The sequence below is a fragment of the Herbaspirillum camelliae genome (assembly GCF_001929405.1).
GTDB lineage: Bacteria > Pseudomonadota > Gammaproteobacteria > Burkholderiales > Burkholderiaceae_D > Herbaspirillum > Herbaspirillum seropedicae.
Map to the genome: position 1 here is coordinate 5,715,100 of NZ_KV880769.1, position 18,781 is coordinate 5,733,880.

The window sequence follows — 18,781 nt, forward strand, 5'->3', positions numbered from 1 at the left end:
GTGGCCTGCGGCAGGCCACCGCTAGTTGATGAAGCGCCCGCCGCTGCCGATGGCGGTGAGATCGACGAAGTCCGAGCCGCTGTGGTCGGTGCGGCTGAAGTGCTGGCTGAATCCGCCGCCGTCGTAGTTGGCCGGAGTGATCGTCTCCAGCGCCCGGATCAAGCCTTCTCGCGTCAGGGCGCGGCCAGCACGGCGCAGGCCTTCGACCAGGGTGCGGGCGGCGATATAGCCTTCCAGGCTGAGGAAGTTGTCCACCGCGCCCGGATGCTGCGCCACCGCCTTGCGGTATTCATAGACCAGCGGCAGGCGCGCCTTGTTGGGGAAAGGCACGACCTGGGCGATCTCCGCGCCGACGCCGCATTCCTTGAGCCGGGCCGACAGCGACTGGCTGCCGACGAAGGAATAATGAGAAAAGCCGCCCAGATAGCCCGCCTGGCGCATGCGCGCAATGAGCGCTGCGGCCGGCCGATAGGACACTACCTGGATCACCACGTCCGGCTTGACCTTCAGCAAGGCCTGGGCCGCGCCCTCCACGGCGTCGCTGTTGCGCTCGACGGCGGCGGTGCCGACCAGGGTCAGCCCATAGACCAGGGCGCGCAGGCGCAACTGCTCCAGCATGCTCTTGCCCAGCTCGTCGTTCTGGTAGAACACCGCCACCTTGCGGCGCCCGGTGCCTTGCAGCTGGCGCAGCAGGAAGTCGGTCTCCTGGGCATAGCTGGCGCGCACATGGAAGATCAGGCGATTGAAGGGCTCGCGCAAGGCCAGCGCCCCGGAGACCGGGGCAAACAGCGGCACGTTGGCCTCGCGGATGGCGGGCAGCGCCGCCAGCGTCGTGGCCGTGCCGGAATAGCCGAACAAGGCGAAGACCTTGTCGCGCCAGATCAGTTGCTGGGTATTGGCGGCGGTGCGCTCGGGCTCATAGCCATCGTCCAGGCTCAACAGCCGCACGCGTCGGCCATGCACGCCGCCCTTGGCGTTGACCATGGCGAAATAGCTCTGCGCACCGACCAGGAAATCCCGGCCCAGATCGCTGGCCGGTCCCGAGAAAGGCGCCGACTGCCCCAGCACCACTTCGGTCGCGCTGACTCCGTCTTCGGCGGTGGCCCCCACCGCCAGCAGCGACATTGCAAGCCCCAGGCAACCGCGCAGGCGGTGGCACCAGTTCCATCCCATCTCCCTCTCCTGGCAAAAATGTTCTCTCTGGGCGTGGTGCAGTGAAAGAACAGTTCACTGCCCACGCCAAGGAGGCATTTGACGGCCTGGAGCGGTAAAAATGCGCTAATGGCGCATAGTCTTCATGAATTCCCGATATCTTGCGAGATTCATGCCGAACTAATTCGATAAACGACTACGAAAAATACGCTTCGCTGGCAAAAGTGATGACGACGATCAGCAACACCGCGCTGATGAGCACCAGCAGCAGGCGACCGAACTTGGGCGACCCATCGGCCCCGGCGGGCTGCTCCGGGGGATGGTCCATGGGATTGGCGCGCTCCGGTGGGCGGGATGGCTGGTCCATGCGCGCTCAGGGAATGAGGATGGTGGAACCGGTGGTCTTGCGGCCTTCCAGATCGGCATGGGCCTGGGCCACATCCTTCAAGGCGTAGCGCTGGTTGATCTCGATGCTGATCTTGTTGCCGAGGACCATGTCGAACAGGTCGCCGGCGGTCGCATCCAGTTCGGCGCGGGTGGAAGTGTAGTTGCCCAGCGAGGGACGGGTCAGGAACAGCGAGCCGCGCGAGGCCAGCTCGGACACGCCGAACGGCGCCACCGGACCGGAGGCATTGCCGAAGCTGACCATCAAGCCGCGCGGACGCAGGCAGTCCAGCGAGCCCAGGAAGGTATCCTTGCCGATGGAGTCATAGACCACCTGCACGCCACGGCCGCCAGTGAGCTCCTTGACGCGCTCGACGAAGTTCTCGGTCTTGTAGTTGATCACATGGGTCGCGCCGTGCTGCAGGGCCAGGGCGGCCTTTTCATCGCTGCTGACGGTGCCGATCAGGTTCACCCCCAGCGCACGCGCCCACTGGCAGGCGATCAGGCCGATGCCGCCGGCGGCAGCGTGGAACAGGATGGTGTCGCCCGGCTGCACCGCGTAGGTCTGGCGCAGCAGGTATTGCACGGTCATGCCCTGCAGCATCATGGCGGCGGCGGTGTCGAAGCTGATCGCGTCGGGCAGCTTGACCAGGATGTCAGCCGGCATCACGCGCTCCTCGGCATAGGCGCCGTTGGGACGGCCGGCATAGGCGACACGGTCTCCCACCTTCAAGCCGCTCACCCCGGGGCCGACTGCCTCGATGGTGCCGGCGGCCTCCTGGCCCAGGCCGGCGGGCAAGGGTTGCGGATACACGCCAGCGCGGAAATAGCAATCGATGAAGTTCAGGCCGACGGCGGCGTGACGGATGCGCACTTCACCCGCACCCGGCTCGCCCACCTCGACGTCCACATATTCCATTACCTCGGGGCCGCCGGTCTTGCTCATGCGGATTGCTTTTGCCATCTGGGTCTCCTTGTTCGCAGTCAGTTTCAAGCCTGGAAATTCACTTTGGGTGAGGCAGTATAGAACGCCTCAGCGCTTCTTGCGCGACAGCAGCCACATGCCCGCCAGCACCAGCGCCGTACCCACCAGCTGCAGGGCGGTGATGGGCTCGTCCAGCAGCACCGCGCCCATGAAGAGCGTGGAGACCGGCCCCACCAGCCCGGCCTGGGCCGCCGTGGGCGCGCCGATGCGGGCCACCGCCACCATGGTCAGGAACACCGGCAGCACGGTGCAGAAGACCGCATTGAAGAGCGACAGCTGGTACACCGGCGCCACCTGGGTGAGCAGATCGGCCGGGGCGCGCAGCACGAAGAACTGGATCACGCAGGCCACGCTGGAGACGCACATGGCATAGGCCACCAGCCGCACCGCGCCCACGCGCCGCACCAGCTCGCCCGAGGAAATCAGGTAGATCGAGTAACTGAAGGCCGAGCCCAGCACCAGGGCGCTGCCGAGGATGACATCGCTGCCGCCGACATGCAGGTCATGTTGCAACACCAGCACGGTGCCGAAGTAGGACACCAGCAAGGCCGCCCATTCGATCCAGCCGACCTTGCGCTTGAAGAAGAAAAAGGCGATCAGCATCACGAAGGAAGGCGTGAGGAACAGGATCAGCCGCTCCAGCCCGGCGGAGATGTATTGCAGACCGAGGAAATCGAGGAAGCTCGACAGGTAATAGCCCATCAGCCCCAGCACCACGATGCGCCAACCATCGCCGCGTCCCAGCGGCGGCTGGGTGCGCGCCTTCCACAGCGCCACGGCGGCGAACATGGGGAAGGAAAACACCATGCGCAGCGTGATGACCATGACGGCATCGACGTGATAGCGATACATCAGCTTGGCCACGATGGCCTTGGCGGAAAAGAAGACGGCGCCGACGATGGCGAGCAGGAGCCCGCCCAGGAAGGCCTGGCGCGGGGTGGGATGGGGAGTGGCGGCAATCATGGCCGCGATTGTAAACCTTGTCACGGCGCTGCGCCCGGACCACCGGGGCGCAGCGCATCAACGCTTCTTCATCAGCGAGCCCAGCACGCCGCGGATGAGCTCGCGCCCCACCTGCGAACCAATACTGCGCGCCGCCGACTTGACCATGGCCTGCAAGGGCGAATCGCTGCGGCGGTTGCCGCCGTTGCCGAAGATGCCGCCAGCGGCATCCTTGATCAGATCGCCCAGTCCGCCGCCCTCGCCCTGTTGGGGGATGGGCTGAGGCTGCGGTTGCTGCGGCGGGATGCGCGTGCCGCCGCTGGGGCGCGAGGGACTGGCGGGGCCTGGGGCGCTGCGGCCAGCCGAAGCGCCCCAGGCATTGTCATCCACCGGTGCTGGCGCAGGCGCGGGTTGCGGCACAGGCTGCGGCGCAGACTGGGGCGCGGATGGAGGCTGCTGGACGGCACGCCCTTTCAGGCGTTCATAGGCCGATTCGCGGTCGATGGCCTGTTCATAGACGCCCGCCACCAGTGAGGAGGCGATCAGCGCGCGCCGTTCGGGCTCGCTGAGCGGGCCGATCTGGGAGGCCGGCGTGAGCACGTAGCCGCGCTCGACCATGTTGGGCCGGCCCTTCTCATCGAGGAAGGACACCAGCGCCTCGCCCACGCCCAGTTCCGTGATGGCCTGGGCGGTATTGAGCATGGGATTGGGGCGGAAGGTTTCGGCGGCCGCCGTCACGGCCTTCTGGTCGCGCGGGGTGTAGGCGCGCAGGGCGTGCTGCACACGGTTGCCGAGCTGGCCCAGGACGGTGTCGGGAATATCCAGCGGATTCTGGGTGACGAAATAGATGCCCACGCCCTTGGAGCGGATCAGGCGCACCACCTGCTCGATCTTCTGCAGCAGCGGCTTGGGGGCTTCGTCGAAGAGCAGGTGGGCTTCGTCGAAGAAGAAGGCCATCTTGGGCTTGTCCAGGTCGCCCACCTCGGGCAGGTGCTCGAACAGTTCCGACAACATCCACAGCAGGAAGGTGGAATACAGGCGCGGCGCGTTCATCAGCTTGTCGGCGGCGAGGATGTTGATGACGCCACGGCCCTGGGCGTCGGTCTGCATCCAGTCCTCGATGTTCAACATGGGTTCGCCGAAGAAGCGGTCGCCGCCCTGCTCGTCGATGCCGATCAGGCCGCGCTGGATCGCACCCACGCTGGCCGCCGAGATGTTGCCGTATTCGGTCTTGAACTGGGGGGCGTTCTCGCCCACGTGCTGCAGCATGGCGCGCAGGTCCTTGGTGTCCAGCAGCAAGAGGCCATGGTCGTCGGCGATCTTGAACACCAGTTGCAGCACGCCCTGTTGGGTGTCGTTGAGGTTGAGCATGCGCGCCAGCATCAGCGGCCCCATGTCGGAGACGGTGGCGCGCACCGGATGGCCCTGCTCGCCATAGACATCCCAGAAGGCCACCGGGGCCGCCGCCCAGGCGGGTTCGGGCAGGCCCAACTGGGCCAGGCGCGCGGCGGTCTTGGGCGAGGCGCTGCCGGCCTTACCCAGGCCGGAGAGATCGCCCTTGACGTCGGCCATGAAGACCGGCACGCCGATGTCGGAGAGCGCCTGGGCCAGCACCTGCAGGGTGACCGTCTTGCCGGTGCCGGTGGCGCCGGTGATGCAGCCATGGCGGTTGGCCAGTTGCGGCAGCAGGCACAGTTGCCCGCCGGAATGGGTGGCGATGGGAAGAGGATGAATCATGTCAACTCGGCCTTGAAGGCAAAAAATCACGGGGAGGCGGTATGGTAAAATGCCCGCCCGATTATAGTCAGAACCCGGCGGCAGGAAGTGCATTATCGGTCCTGTCCGAGCCTGGCCCTGATCTGCGCCGATCCCTCGGTTGCGCGCGCCGGCCTGGCCGGAACGCCCCGGATCGCTGCAACAGGACGGTTCTGCCCCACTACCTCGCAGGAAAGATTGAACATGGCTGGACACAGCAAATGGGCCAATATTCAGCATCGCAAAGGCCGTCAGGATGAAAAGCGCGGTCGCGTCTGGACCCGCCTGATCAAGGAAATCACCGTCGCGGCCCGCATGGGCGGCGGCGACCCGGACACCAACCCGCGCCTGCGCCTGGCCGTGGACCGCGCCTCCGACGCCAACATGCCCAAGGACAACGTGACCCGCGCCATCCAGCGCGGCACCGGCGCCCTGGATGGCGTGAACTATGAAGAAGTGCGCTATGAAGGCTACGGCATCAATGGCGCGGCCATCATCGTCGATTGCATGACCGACAACCGCGTCCGTACCGTCGCCGAAGTGCGCCACGCCTTTTCCAAGTTCGGCGGCAACATGGGGACCGAGGGTTCGGTGGCCTTCCTGTTCAAGCACTGCGGCCAGCTCATGTATGCCCCCGGCACGGATGAGAACGCGGTCATGGAAGCTGCGCTGGAAGCCGGCGCCGAGGATGTGATCACCGATGAGGAAGGCGGCATCGAAGTGCTGACCGCCCCCAACGACTTCTCCGCCGTGAAGACCGCCATGGAAGCCGCCGGCTTCAAGGCGGAAGTGGCCGAGATCACCATGAAGCCCTCCACCGAAACCGTGTTTGCGGGCGAGGATGGCGTCAGGATGCAGAAATTGCTCGACGCGCTGGAGAACCTGGATGACACCCAGGAGCTCTATACCAATGCCGTGATCGAAGAATAATTCACCTCATTCTTACCATTCGCCACCCTTACTTCCTCTAATCCCATGAAAATCCTAGTTGTCGGCTCTGGTGGCCGTGAACATGCCCTGGCCTGGGCCATTGCCAAGTCGCCGCGCATCCAGACGGTCTATGTCGCTCCCGGCAATGGCGGCACCGCGCTCGACGAGCGCCTGCAGAACATCGCCATCACCGATCCCGCAGCCCTGGCCGACTTCGTCGAGCAGGAGCATGTGGCGCTGACCGTGGTCGGCCCGGAAGGCCCGCTGGCCGCTGGCATCGTCAACGTCTTCCGCGCCCGGGGCCTGAAGATCTTCGGCCCCACCAAGGAAGCGGCGCAGCTGGAAAGCTCCAAGGACTTCGCCAAGGCCTTCATGCAGCGCCATGCGATCCCCACGGCCGAATACCAGACCTTCTCGGACGTGGTCGCCGCCCATGACTACATCGCCAGGAAGGGCGCGCCCATCGTCATCAAGGCCGACGGCCTGGCCGCGGGCAAGGGCGTGGTGGTCGCCATGACCCTGGAAGAAGCGCATTCGGCGGTCGACATGATGCTCTCCGACAACAAGCTGGGCGACGCCGGCGCGCGCGTGGTGATCGAGGAATTCCTGGCCGGCGAAGAAGCGTCCTTCATCGTCATGGTGGACGGCAAGAACATCCTGCCGCTGGCCACCAGCCAGGACCACAAGCGCCTGCAGGACAATGACCAGGGCCCCAACACCGGCGGCATGGGCGCCTACTCGCCCGCGCCCATCGTGACCCCGGCGCTGCATGCGCGGGTGATGCGCGAGATCATCGTCCCGACCGTGCAGGGCATGGCCAAGGATGGCATCCCCTTCTCCGGCTTCCTGTATGCCGGTCTGATGATCGATGCCGAGGGCAATCCCAAGACGCTGGAATTCAACTGCCGCATGGGCGATCCGGAAACCCAGCCCATCATGGCGCGCCTGAAGACCGATCTGCTGACCGTGTTCGAACATGCCGTCACCGGCACGCTGGACAAGATCGAGCTGGAATGGGACCGCCGCACCGCGCTGGGCGTGGTCATGGCCGCGCATGGCTATCCGGAAGAACCGCGCAAGGGCGATCTGATCACCGATATCCCGGCGGAAACCGCCGATTGCGTGACCTTCCATGCGGGCACCACCCTCACTGGCGAGAAGCTGACCACCTCGGGCGGCCGCGTGCTGTGCGTGGTGGGCCTGGGCGACAGCGTGAAGGTCGCGCAGAAGCATGCCTATGACGCCGCCGACCTGATCCACTTCGCCGGTTCGCAGATGCGCCGCGACATCGGCTGGCGCGCACTGAAGCGCTAAGCCAGGCGAGACGCCGACGAGGTCCCCCGCAACGCCCCGCGTGTTGCGGGGGACTTTGTTTTGGAACCGGGCCGCCCTGCAACAAAACGCCGTGGCGGCGGACTAAGCAGCACCGGACCGCCACGACTGGCAACGACCCGCAACAACAGAAGAAAAGGAAACCCGATGTCTGACCATCTGCTCAACTTCGACACCCTCATCAATCTCTACCTGGTCCCCTTCGGCCTGAAGGTGATCGCCGCCATCGTCATCTGGATCGTCGGTGGCATGTTCATCAATACCCTGTCCAAGATCGTGCGCCGCGTCCTGACTGCGCGCCAGTTCGAGACTACCCTGATCAACTACGCCAGCTCGGCCATCCACGTGATCCTGCGCGTGCTGCTGGTGATGGGCATCCTGGAAGTGTGCGGCATCCCCACCACCTCCTTTGCCGCCATGATCGGCGCGGTCGGCGTAGCGCTGGGCGTGGCCTGGTCGGGCCTGCTGTCGAACTTCGCCGCCGGTATCTTCCTGGTGGTGCTGCGCCCCTTCAAGGTGGGCGACTACATCACCGCCGCCGGCCAGACCGGCACCGTCTCCGATATCGGCCTGGTGACCACCATCATCACCACCGACAACAACCTGCGCGTGATCATCGGCAACAACAAGCTGTTCTCGGAAAACATCATCAACTACAACGTCAACGCCACCCGTCGCACCGACCTGCGTTGCCAGATTGCCTACAGCGTCGATCCGCAGCAGGCCATCGCCAAGCTTTCCGAACGTATCAAGGCCATTCCCAACGTCTTGCAAACGCCCGCCCCCGGCATCGTGATCCAGGAATTCAATGCCACCGGCACCCTGATCGCCCTGCGCGTACATGCGCCCACGCCCAATTTCGGCCAGGTCTACAACGACGTGCAGAACGCCATCGCCGAGGTCTGCCTCAAGGAAGGCTGGCCCGCCCCGGCCACCTACCAGATCGCCGTGCCGCTGGCGCAAGCGCCGCAAAGCTGAGGCTAAGGCCCCACAACACCGGTCCGCAGGAGGCCTCGGACCGGCTTTTGCCGCCCCAGCGAGGGGCTGGCAAGGTACAATGCCCGGTTGGAACGCATTTCCGTCCAGTAACCGTGCATCAGAGCGACCGTCCGTGACCACCCATTCCAACGCCTCCACCCACACCGCAGCCGTCAAGGCTTACCTGCAGGACCTGCAACAGCGCATCGTCGCGGCTCTGGAAGCCGCCGATGGCAAATCCTTCCTGTCGGACTCCTGGGAGCGCCCCGAAGGCGGCGGCGGCACCTCGCGCCTGCTGGAAGAAGGGAATCTGCTGGAGCGCGGCGGCGTGGGCTTCTCCCATGTGATGGGCAAGAACCTGCCGCCCTCGGCTGCGGCCAACCGCCCGCACCTGGCCGGGCGCGCCTGGGAAGCCATGGGCGTATCGCTGGTGCTGCATCCGCGCAATCCCTACGTGCCGACGGTGCACATGAACGTGCGCTTCTTCACCACCCATGCCGAGGGCGAAGAAGCGGTCTGGTGGTTCGGCGGCGGCATGGACCTGACGCCCTACTACGGCGTGGAGGAAGACGCCCGCCATTTCCACCGCACCTGCCGCGATGCGCTGCAGCCCTATGGGGATGAGCTCTACCCGCGCTTCAAGAAATGGTGCGACGACTATTTCTACCTGAAGCACCGCAAGGAGCCGCGCGGCGTGGGCGGCATCTTCTTCGACGATTTCAACGCCCTGCCCTTCGAGCAGGCCTTTGCCATGCAGCGCAGCGTGGGCGACGCCTTCCTGGACGCCTACCTGCCCATCGTGGCGGCGCGCCGCGATACGCCCTATGGCGAGCGCGAACGCGACTTCCAGGCCTATCGCCGGGGACGTTACGTGGAATTCAACCTGGTCTTCGACCGGGGCACGCTGTTCGGCCTGCAATCGGGGGGACGCACCGAGTCCATCCTGATGTCCATGCCGCCGCTGGTGAAGTGGCGCTACGACTGGCATCCCGAATCCGGCAGCCCCGAGGCCGCGCTGTATTCGGACTTCCTGGTCCACAAGGAATGGCTGTAATGGCGCCGCCTGCGGCGCAGCGCTGCATTGCCGTGCTGGGCGGGAGTTTCGATCCGGTGCACAATGGCCATGTGCGCCTGGCCGAGCATTTCGTGCAATTGCTGCAACCTGATGAGCTGCGCATCATTCCGACCGGTAATCCCTGGCAGAAGCATGGCCTGCAGGCCAGGCCGGCGGACCGCGTGGAGATGGTGCGGCGCGCCTTCGACCGCCAGCAGGTGCCGGTGGTCATCGATGAGCAGGAAATCCGTCGCGCCAGCGCGACCTATACCATCGACACCCTGCGCGCCCTGCGGGCCGAGCTGGGACCGCAGGTCTCCATCGTTTTCCTGATGGGCGCGGACCAGCTGCAGCACCTGGACACCTGGCAACACTGGCAGGAACTGTTTGACCTGGCGCACCTGTGCGCCGCCTCCCGGCCCGGCTTCGCGCTGGCCGACGCCCACGTGCCGCCGGCCGTGAGGGAAGAATTCAAGCGGCGCAACGCTGCGCCGCAAGAGATCCGCAGCACCACGCACGGATACGGCTACCTGGCCCTCGGGCTGGCGGTCGATATCTCATCGACTGAAATCCGTGCCCAGCTGCAACGCGGCATCCGACCCGATTCGCTGATCCCGGGCAGGGTGCTAGACTATATCGAACAACAACATCTGTACCGAAATTAAACCAATGGACATCAAAAAACTGCAAACCCTGGTCGTGGACGCTCTGGAAGACGTCAAGGCGCAAGAAATCCGCATCTATGACACCACCCACCTGACCAGCCTGTTCGACCGCGTGGCGATCGCCTCCGGCACCTCGAACCGCCAGACCAAGGCGCTGGCCGCCTCGGTGCGCGACAAGGTCAAGGCCAAGGGCGGCAATGTCGTCAGCGTCGAAGGCGAAGACACCGGTGAATGGGTGCTGGTGGACCTGGGTGACATGATCGTGCACATCATGCAGCCGGCCATCCGCACCTACTATCGTCTGGAAGAAATCTGGGGCGACAAGGAAGTCAAGCTGGGCGCGGCCAAGCGTACCGGTACTTCGGCCGCCGCCAAGCGCGCCGCCGACGAATCGCCGGCGCCCAAGACCCGCCGCACCCGCGCCCAGGCCGAAGCCGTCGAAGCCAGCCAGGCCCTGGATGACGACGAGGACGCACCGAAGAAGCCGGCCCGCAAGCCGCGCACTACCACCTCCACCACCGGCGCTCGCGCAGCCACTGGCACGACCCGCACCACCCGCACCACCGGCACCAAGACCACCGCCGCCAAGACCACCACTACCCGTGGCACGGCTGCCGGCAGCAAGACCACCACCACCAAGGCCGGCACCACCCGCAAGGCGGCTGCGCCCAAGACCCCGACCGGCAAGACCGTGCGCGTAGCGCCCGCCAAGAGCGATACCGCCAAGAAGCCGGCCGCCAAGCGCACCAGCAAGGCTTGATGCAACTGGTCATCGCCGCCGTCGGCCACAAGATGCCGGCGTGGATAGAAACCGGCTTCCAGGAGTATGCCAAGCGCATGCCACCGGAATGCCGGATCATCCTCAAGGAAATCAAACCTGTCGAACGCTCCGGCAGCCGCACGGCCGAAACCGTGATGGCGCAGGAGCGCGAGAAGATCGAAGCCGCGCTGCCCAAGGGCGCGCGCGTGATCGCGCTGGACGAGCGCGGGCGTGACTGGACCTCGGTGCAGTTGTCGCAGCAGCTGGTCCAGTGGCAGCAGGATGGCCGCGACGTGGCCTTCGTCATCGGCGGCGCCGATGGCCTCGATCCCGGCTTCAAGGCCGGCGCCGATACGCTCATCCGCATCTCCAGCATGACCCTGCCGCATGGCATGGTGCGGGTGATGCTGGCCGAGCAACTGTACCGGGCGTGGTCGATTACGCAGAACCATCCGTATCACCGCGCCTGAAATCGTCCACCGCCGGCGCCCTGTGCAATGCGCCGGCTTTTGACTTGATGGCTCCATGAAACCAGCGGATCAGAAAATCTACCTCGCCTCGAAAAGCCCACGCCGACGCGAGCTGTTGCGCCAGATCGGCATCGACTTCGAACTGCTGCTCTCGGACAAGGAAGTCGACGAGAGCGTACTGCCCGGCGAAGCGCCAATGAACTATGTCGCCCGCGTGACCCGCGCCAAGCTCGACAGCGCCCAGCAGACCATGATCCTGCGCCAGTTGCCGCACCGTCCGCTGCTCTCGGCCGATACCACCGTGGTGGTCGATGACCTGATCCTGGGCAAGCCCGCCGATCACGACGAGGCCGTGCGCATGATCACCCTGCTCTCCGGCCGCACCCACCAGGTCTTGACCAGCGTGGCCGTGGGCGTGACGATGGGTGTGGAAACCCAGGTCTGGCAGATCGTGCAGCAATCCGACGTCAGCTTCGCGCCCCTCAGCGAGCAGGCCATCGCCGCCTATTGCAATACCGTCGAGCCTTATGACAAGGCCGGCGCCTACGGCATCCAGGGGCTGGCGTCGGTGTTCATCAGCAATATCGTGGGCAGCCATTCCGGTATCATGGGGCTGCCGCTATTCGAGACGGCTCAACTACTACAACAAGCGGGCGTTCGAATCCTATGAGCGAAGACATCCTCATCAACATCACTCCGCAGGAGACGCGCGTGGCGCTGATCCTGCAAGGCGCGGTCCAGGAACTGCACATCGAGCGCACGCTTTCGCGCGGCCTGGCCGGCAACATCTACCTGGGCAAGGTGGTGCGGGTGCTGCCGGGCATGCAATCGGCCTTCATCGATATCGGCCTGGAACGCGCTGCCTTCCTGCACGTGGCCGACATCTGGGAAGCCCGTCCGCACGATGGCCAGAACGCACCCGCCATCCCCATCGAAAAACTGCTGCACGATGGCCAGAGCATCACCGTGCAGGTGATCAAGGACCCCATCGGCACCAAGGGTGCGCGGCTGTCCACGCAGATCTCCATTGCCGGGCGCATGCTGGTCTACCTGCCGCAGGACAAGCACATCGGCATTTCGCAACGCATCGAGAACGAAGCCGAACGCGAACTCTTGCGCAGCAAGGTCCAGGCCCTGCTCCCGCCGGAAGAAAAAGGCGGCTTCATCATCCGCACCATGGCCGAGGACGCCTCCGACGCCGACCTGCAGATGGACGTGGAATACCTGCGCAAGACCTGGGCCACCATCGTCAAGCAGAGCAAGACCAACCCCGCGCCCACGCTGCTGCACCAGGACCTGTCGCTGGCGCAGCGGGTGCTGCGCGACTTCGTGGGCGACCACACCGCCACCATCCAGGTCGATTCGCGCGAGAACTTCCACATGCTGCAGGAGTTCGGCGCCATCTACACCCCCTCGGTGCTGACCAAGCTGACCCACTACCGGGGCGAGCGTCCCCTGTTCGACCTGTATGGCGTGGAAGAGGAAATCGAACGCGCCCTGGGGCGGCGGGTCGATCTGAAGTCGGGCGGCTACCTGATCGTCGACCAGACCGAGGCGATGACTACCATCGACGTGAACACCGGCAGTTTCGTCAACGGCCGCAATTTCGACGACACCATCTTCAAGACCAACCTGGAAGCCGCGCATGCGATCGCGCGCCAGCTGCGGCTGCGCAACCTGGGCGGCATCATCATCCTGGACTTCATCGACATGGAGAGCACGGAGCACCGCCAGGCCGTGCTGGCCGAGCTGGGCAAGGCCTTGCAGCGCGACCGCACCAAGATCTCGGTGTCGGGCTTCTCCACGCTGGGACTGGTGGAAATGACCCGCAAACGCACCCGCGAATCGCTGGCCCACATCCTCTGCGAGACCTGCCCGGCCTGCAAGGGCCGTGGCCAGGTCAAGACCCCGCGCACGGTGTGCTACGAGATCCTGCGCGAGGTCATGCGCGAGGCCAAGCAGTTCAACCCGCGCGAGTTCCGCATCCTGGCCTCGCAGGTGGTGGTGGACATGTTCCTGGAAGAGGAATCGCAACATCTGGCCATGCTGGGCGATTTCATCGGCAAGCCGATTTCCTTGCAGGTTCAGAGTGATTATCAGCAGGAGCAGTACGACATCATCCTGATGTGACACGCGGGCCATCAAGGAACCACGGGATTCAGGCATGACCGGCCGCAAACGCCGTTTTGCCAGGGTGCGCATACATTACAATGCGCACTTTCTCACCCAAGCCGATCGCGCGTCCTTGCCTTACATGTCCTTCTACAGCGCTCTTGCCGTTTTCCTGCTGCTGGCCATCTCACTGGTCGTCCCTAGCGGATTCTCGCTGGGAGCCCTCATGCTGGTGCTAGGCGCCGTGGTCCTGCTGCGCCGGAACAGGCCACACACACGGCTCGGGCGCGACGACTGGCTCATGATGCTGGCGCTGCTCAGTTACTTTTTCGTCAATGCTGCACTGAACTTGGCGCATCATGCACCGGGGCGCGAATACGATGCCCCGCTGCGCTTCGTCATCGCGCTGCCGGCGCTTTACCTGTTGCGAACCTATCCGCCGCGTCCAGCTGCGTTATGGACCGGGGCCGCTGTCGGTGCGCTCGGTGCGGGCTTGCTGAGCCTCTGGCAGTGGCTGGCGGAGGGAGCCGAACGGCCTGGCGGCAGTACCAATCCCATCCAGTACGGCAACATCGCTGCGCTGTTGGCTATCCTGGCGGCATGCGGGCTGGCGCGAGCGATCCGGCTGCAGCATGCGCTGCGCTGGAAGCTGCTGTATGCGGCTGGCGTGATCGCCGCACTGATGGCCACCCTGCTCAGCGGCAGCCGTGGCAGTTGGCTCGCCTTGCCGGTCTGCGCCGTCATGGCGGCCTGGCTGCTGGTGCGCGCCGGATATACACGACTGGTGCGGCAACTGGGCGCTGCTGCACTGGCCGTGCTGGTCGGTCTGGTCTTGCTGCCGCAATCGCCGCTGTCGGATCGCATGCGGCTGGCGCTGGCAGAAACCGATGGCTATGTGCAGCGGGCCGATGCCCAATCCTCGGTAGGCGCCCGCCTGGAAATGTGGCGCATAGGCCTGCAGTTGGCCCCTCAGCACCTGCTGGCGGGCTGGGGCAAGCAGGGCATGGTAGAGGCCAAGCACGAAATGGTCGTGCAGGGCCGCGCCTCGCCTTCGGTGGATGATCATACCCATCTGCACAACGAATACCTGGATGCACTGGTCAAGCGCGGCATCCCCGGCCTGGCCGCCCTGCTGGTTCTGTATCTGCTGCCGCTGTGGCTGTTTCGCCGACAGCGGCGCCTTGCCGCGGGGTATGAAGCCCGCCTGGCCGCTAGCGCCGGGGTCATGCTGGTGCTGTCCTATCTGGCCTTTGGCCTGACGCAGGCGTTCCTGACACACAACAACGGCGTGATGCTGTACGCCTTCCTGTGTTCAATCTTGTGGGCCATGTGCCAGGAACAGCCCGACCACCCGGCGAACACGGCATAATCTCTCTTTTTCGTCACCCGCATTACCTGCAAGCAAGGATTCCCGGATGCTGTCCAACAACATGAAACGCCTCGCCGCCCTGCACTGGCCCTACAAGAAGCGCCTGGCGGTCGCGTTCATTGCCATGATCGTCACTGCGGCCACCGAACCGGTGGTGCCCTATATCTTTCAGGTATTGCTGGACAAGGGCTTCGTGGGCAAGCCGGCGTTTTCGCTGTGGCTGGTGCCGGTGGCGGTGATCGGCATCTTCTTCATCCGCGGCATCGCCACCTTTACCAGCTCTTACATGATGACCTGGGTCTCGACCCGCATCCTCAATGAGCTGCGCCGCCAGATGTTCGCCCGCATGCTGGACCTGCCGCTGCACTTCTATGCCACCAATACGGTGGGCAAGGTCATCAATTCCATGATGTTCGAGGTCCAGCAGATCATCGACATGGTCACCAAGGTGTTCACCTCCATCCTGCGCTCGGCACTGACCGTGCTGGGCCTGCTGGCCTGGCTGCTGTACCTGAACTGGGTGCTGACCATCGTCACCCTGGTGCTGCTGCCGCTGGTGACCCTGGTGGTGCGCACCACCGGCAAGCGCTTGAAGAAACTCAACCGCGATTCGCTGGCGGTCAACGCCGAGATGACCCAGGTCATCGAGGAAACCACGCGCGCGCAGCAGGTCATCAAGATCTTCGGCGGCCAGGACTATGAAAAGGAACGCTTCAACCGCCGCGCCGAAAACCTGCGCAGCTACACCATGCGCATGACGGCGGCCTTCTCTTCCACGGTCCCGATCACCCAGTTGATGACGGCTACCGCCGTGGCCGTGGTGATCGTCATGGCCCTGATCCAGTCGGGCAATGGCCAGATCACGGTAGGTGGCTTCGTCTCCTTCATCACCGCCATGCTCATGCTGCTGACACCCTTGAAGCAGCTGGCTGAAATCAACGGTCCCCTGCAACGCGGCATGGCCGCTGCCGAAGAAGTCTACAAGCTCATCGACAAGACCACCGAGCGCACTAGCGGCGAGGCCCTGTCCGGGCGTGCTACCGGCCAGCTCGATTTCGTCGAGGTCGGCTTCGCCTATCCCGGTCACGAGCAACTGGCCCTGAAGAACGTCAATCTGCACGTCGAGGCTGGCGAGACCATCGCCTTCGTGGGCATGTCCGGCGGCGGCAAATCGACGCTGGTGAGCCTGATCCCGGGATTCTATTCCTGCAGCAGTGGCGAGATCCGCCTGGATGGCCGCGACATCGAGACCATCTCGCTGCAAAGCCTGCGCCAGCAGATCGCCATGGTCAACCAGAATACCGTGCTCTTCGATGACACCCTGGCGGCCAACATTGCCTACGGCGATGCCAATCCGGACCCGGCACGGGTGGAGGCTGCAGTGGAAGCTGCCCACCTCATCGACGTGGTGGCCGGGCTGCCCGAAGGCCTGCAAACCCGCCTGGGCGACAATGGTTCGCGCCTCTCGGGCGGCCAGCGCCAGCGCGTGGCCATTGCGCGCGCGATCTACAAGGATGCCCCCATCCTGATCCTGGACGAGGCCACCTCGGCGCTGGATACCGAATCCGAACGCGCCGTGCAGGCCGCGCTGGATCGGCTGATGCAGGGCCGCACCACCTTCGTGATCGCACACCGCCTCTCCACCATCGAACGCGCCGACCGTATCGTGGTGCTGGCCCATGGCCAGATCGCCGAGATCGGCACCCACCAGGCGCTGCTGGAACAGGAAGGCGTCTATGCCAACCTGTACCGCCTGCAGTTCTCCCAACAAGCCTCGGTCTGAACATGAGCACGCAAGCTACCCTGATCCCCGCTGACCTGCTGAAGCAGTCGGACAAGATCCTTTTCATCGCCCACCTCGCCCTGGGCGATTTCACCTACCTGCAGAATTTCTTCAAGGCCTTCGCCGCGCAGCATCCTCACCTCAAGGTCCACCTGTGGGTCGATGAAGTACGCCGCACCGCCGACAGCAGCCAGTGGCCGCATCTGCAGAAGTACGCGCTCTACGACTGGACGGCGGCCTGCCCCTTCTTCACCAAGGTCTATACCCGCACCTACAGCCCGGCGCTGTATCGCGACAGCATCGAAGAGGCGCGCGCCGAGCACTACCCTATCGTGGTCTCGCTGGCCACGCTGCGCCCGCACCTCTACGCCGGACTGGCCCGTGAGATCAGCCCCGAGGGCTGGGTGGTGGGCATGAAGAAGAAGGTCTCGCTGCTGCAGCCGCACCACCTGCTGGCCTACCGCAAGCTCGATGCGGTCATGCCGCCTTATCGCAGCAGTCAGCCGGAGCATCACATCAGCGACGTCTATGCCCACTGGTTCCGGCAACTGAGCGGGCTGGAAGTCACCGGCCAGGCGCGCTTCCCCTTCGTAGACGTCCCACCGCAATGGCGTCAGTACGCGCTAGACCAGCTGGCGGCCTGGCAGTTCGCCCCGCGCACCGGCAAACTGGTCTTCATCAACCCCTATGCGAAGACCAGGAAACGCTGCTGGCCGCTGGAGCATGTGGCTGACCTGATCCAGGCCATGCAGCAGCGTGAGGGCTGGCAGGACGCCCGCTTTATCGTCAATGCCGTGCCCCAGGAGCTTGCCCACGCCCGTGAGGTGATCGGCCGCTATGGCCTGCAAGGCACTGAACTGTTCAGCGCCGAAGAAAACTTCTTCCAGCTGCCGGCCATGCTGGCTGCCTGCGACCTGATCATTTCGGTGGAAACGGCGGTGATGCACCTGGCCAATGCGGTCCATGTGCCGGTCATCGCGCTGATGCGCCAGAAGAATCCAGAGTGGGTGCCGGTCGATCGCGCCCACAGCACCGTCATCACCGCGCCGGGCCGCCGCGACTGGGTCAAGGCGGTCTCTGTCGAACAAGTCATGAAAGCCATCTGATGAACGTCCCCTCCCAAGAAGAAATCAAGGCGCACCCCGGCAACGGCAAGCCCTCCTTCCATATCGCGTTCTGCGTCGATAACAATTATTTCCGCGCCATGGGCGGCACCATCGCCTCCATCGTGGCCAACAATCCGGACCAGCATTTCACCTTCCACGTCCTGGCCTTCGAGGTGTCGGAAGACCATCAGCGGCGCTTGAAGCAGCTGGAATCGATGTATCGCGTCAAGACCGAGCTGCACCTGCTGGACCTGAACGATTTCACCCAGTTCTCGCACTTCCTGGGGCATTCCCATTATTCGCTGTCGATCTTCACGCGCCTGGTGATCCCCACGGTGCTGGCCGAGGTCACCGACCGCGTGCTCTACCTGGACGCCGACATCCTGTGCTTCAACCGACTCGATGCGCTGGTGGACATGGACATCTCGCAGGACATCGCGGTGGTGGTGCCGGACGCGCCAGTGACGCTGCAACGCCGTGTGGCCGCGCTGGGACTGGCGCACAAGGAGTATTTCAACGGTGGCGTCATCTTCATCAACATCCCCAAGTGGCTGGCCGAGGACATCACGCCCAAGACGCTCGACGCCCTGCTCAACAGCAAGACCGACATGCGCTTCAATGACCAGGACGCGCTCAATATCGTCCTCAATGGCCGCGCCCGCTATGTCTCGCCGAAATGGAACTACCTGTACGACCTGATCCACGACCTGAACGTCAACAAGTTCGCCCTCAAGCCGGTGGGCAAGGCCATCTTCGTGCACTTCGCCGGCGCCGTGAAGCCGTGGGCGGCGTGGAGCCGGCATGAGGTCTGCACGCTGTTCCGGCGCTATCTGGATATCTCGCCCTGGGCTGACATGGCGCTGGACCAGGAGCCGCGCAATACCAAGGAATTGCGCATGCATTCGCGCTTCATGTATCGCCAGGGGCGTCCACTGGAGAGCCTGAAGTGGTATCTGCGCTATCTCGGCAAGCGCGCCGCCAAGTAAGAAAGCCGTACCAGCAAC

General features: G+C 64.5%; 18 protein-coding genes. 13 read left to right on the top strand and 5 right to left on the bottom strand.

The window, feature by feature from the left end; genetic code table 11:
• Positions 1–21: 21 nt before the first annotated feature.
• The 5 genes from BGK68_RS25520 to BGK68_RS25535 form a co-directional block, all read right to left on the bottom strand.
• Positions 22–1,173: an ABC transporter substrate-binding protein gene (locus BGK68_RS25520; protein WP_075259379.1), complete on the bottom strand. Its 1,152-nt coding sequence runs from the start codon at positions 1,171–1,173 to the stop codon at positions 22–24.
• A 175-nt stretch (positions 1,174–1,348) separates the two neighbouring features.
• A complete protein-coding gene (locus BGK68_RS28150; RefSeq protein ID WP_167578393.1) occupies positions 1,349–1,519 on the bottom strand; it encodes a hypothetical protein in 171 nt (56 codons plus the stop codon).
• A 6-nt stretch (positions 1,520–1,525) separates the two neighbouring features.
• A complete protein-coding gene (locus BGK68_RS25525; RefSeq protein WP_075259380.1) occupies positions 1,526–2,500 on the bottom strand; it encodes a quinone oxidoreductase family protein in 975 nt (324 codons plus the stop codon).
• A 69-nt stretch (positions 2,501–2,569) separates the two neighbouring features.
• Entirely contained in the window at positions 2,570–3,484 is a 915-nt protein-coding gene (locus BGK68_RS25530) for a DMT family transporter (protein ID WP_180937622.1), read from the bottom strand.
• Between the two features lie 57 nt (positions 3,485–3,541).
• Entirely contained in the window at positions 3,542–5,200 is a 1,659-nt protein-coding gene (locus BGK68_RS25535; RefSeq protein ID WP_075259381.1) for a helicase HerA-like C-terminal domain-containing protein, read from the bottom strand.
• 222 nt (positions 5,201–5,422) lie between these two features.
• Between BGK68_RS25535 and BGK68_RS25540 the strand changes: the two genes are divergently transcribed.
• The 13 genes from BGK68_RS25540 (at position 5,423) to BGK68_RS25600 (ending at position 18,763) form a co-directional block, all read left to right on the top strand.
• On the top strand, positions 5,423–6,148 hold the full coding sequence (locus BGK68_RS25540) for a YebC/PmpR family DNA-binding transcriptional regulator (RefSeq protein ID WP_075259382.1): 726 nt from the start codon (positions 5,423–5,425) through the stop codon (positions 6,146–6,148).
• A 45-nt stretch (positions 6,149–6,193) separates the two neighbouring features.
• Complete coding sequence (gene purD, locus BGK68_RS25545) at positions 6,194–7,462, top strand: phosphoribosylamine--glycine ligase (RefSeq protein ID WP_075259383.1); 1,269 nt, start codon at positions 6,194–6,196, stop codon at positions 7,460–7,462.
• A gap of 165 nt (positions 7,463–7,627) precedes the next feature.
• Positions 7,628–8,458: a mechanosensitive ion channel family protein gene (locus BGK68_RS25550; RefSeq protein ID WP_075259384.1), complete on the top strand. Its 831-nt coding sequence runs from the start codon at positions 7,628–7,630 to the stop codon at positions 8,456–8,458.
• Between the two features lie 79 nt (positions 8,459–8,537).
• Complete coding sequence (gene hemF, locus BGK68_RS25555; RefSeq protein WP_407645721.1) at positions 8,538–9,512, top strand: oxygen-dependent coproporphyrinogen oxidase; 975 nt, start codon at positions 8,538–8,540, stop codon at positions 9,510–9,512.
• A complete protein-coding gene (locus tag BGK68_RS25560) occupies positions 9,512–10,177 on the top strand; it encodes a nicotinate-nucleotide adenylyltransferase (protein ID WP_075259386.1) in 666 nt (221 codons plus the stop codon). Before hemF ends, BGK68_RS25560 begins: the two co-directional genes overlap by 1 nt.
• A 4-nt stretch (positions 10,178–10,181) precedes the next feature.
• On the top strand, positions 10,182–10,937 hold the full coding sequence (gene rsfS, locus BGK68_RS25565; RefSeq protein WP_075259387.1) for a ribosome silencing factor: 756 nt from the start codon (positions 10,182–10,184) through the stop codon (positions 10,935–10,937).
• Entirely contained in the window at positions 10,937–11,407 is a 471-nt protein-coding gene (gene rlmH / locus BGK68_RS25570) for a 23S rRNA (pseudouridine(1915)-N(3))-methyltransferase RlmH (protein ID WP_006464668.1), read from the top strand. Before rsfS ends, rlmH begins: the two co-directional genes overlap by 1 nt.
• Before the next feature lie 55 nt (positions 11,408–11,462).
• Positions 11,463–12,077 (top strand): Maf family protein, encoded by a 615-nt coding sequence (locus BGK68_RS25575; protein WP_075259388.1) that lies wholly within the window; start codon positions 11,463–11,465, stop codon positions 12,075–12,077.
• The gene (gene rng, locus BGK68_RS25580; RefSeq protein WP_075259389.1) at positions 12,074–13,537 is read left to right on the top strand and encodes a ribonuclease G; all 1,464 of its coding nucleotides are present in this window, start codon (positions 12,074–12,076) and stop codon (positions 13,535–13,537) included. Before BGK68_RS25575 ends, rng begins: the two co-directional genes overlap by 4 nt.
• Before the next feature lie 34 nt (positions 13,538–13,571).
• Positions 13,572–14,888 carry an O-antigen ligase family protein gene (locus BGK68_RS25585; protein ID WP_233149418.1) on the top strand — a complete coding sequence of 439 codons (1,317 nt, stop codon included), beginning with the start codon at positions 13,572–13,574 and terminating at the stop codon, positions 14,886–14,888.
• A gap of 46 nt (positions 14,889–14,934) precedes the next feature.
• Positions 14,935–16,671, top strand: coding sequence for a lipid A export permease/ATP-binding protein MsbA (gene msbA, locus BGK68_RS25590; protein ID WP_075259390.1), 1,737 nt, complete (start codon positions 14,935–14,937; stop codon positions 16,669–16,671).
• A gap of 2 nt (positions 16,672–16,673) precedes the next feature.
• Positions 16,674–17,777, top strand: a complete 1,104-nt coding sequence (locus BGK68_RS25595) for a glycosyltransferase family 9 protein (RefSeq protein ID WP_075259391.1) — start codon at positions 16,674–16,676, stop codon at positions 17,775–17,777.
• Positions 17,777–18,763 (top strand): glycosyltransferase family 8 protein, encoded by a 987-nt coding sequence (locus BGK68_RS25600; protein ID WP_075259392.1) that lies wholly within the window; start codon positions 17,777–17,779, stop codon positions 18,761–18,763. Before BGK68_RS25595 ends, BGK68_RS25600 begins: the two co-directional genes overlap by 1 nt.
• Positions 18,764–18,781: the final 18 nt, after the last annotated feature.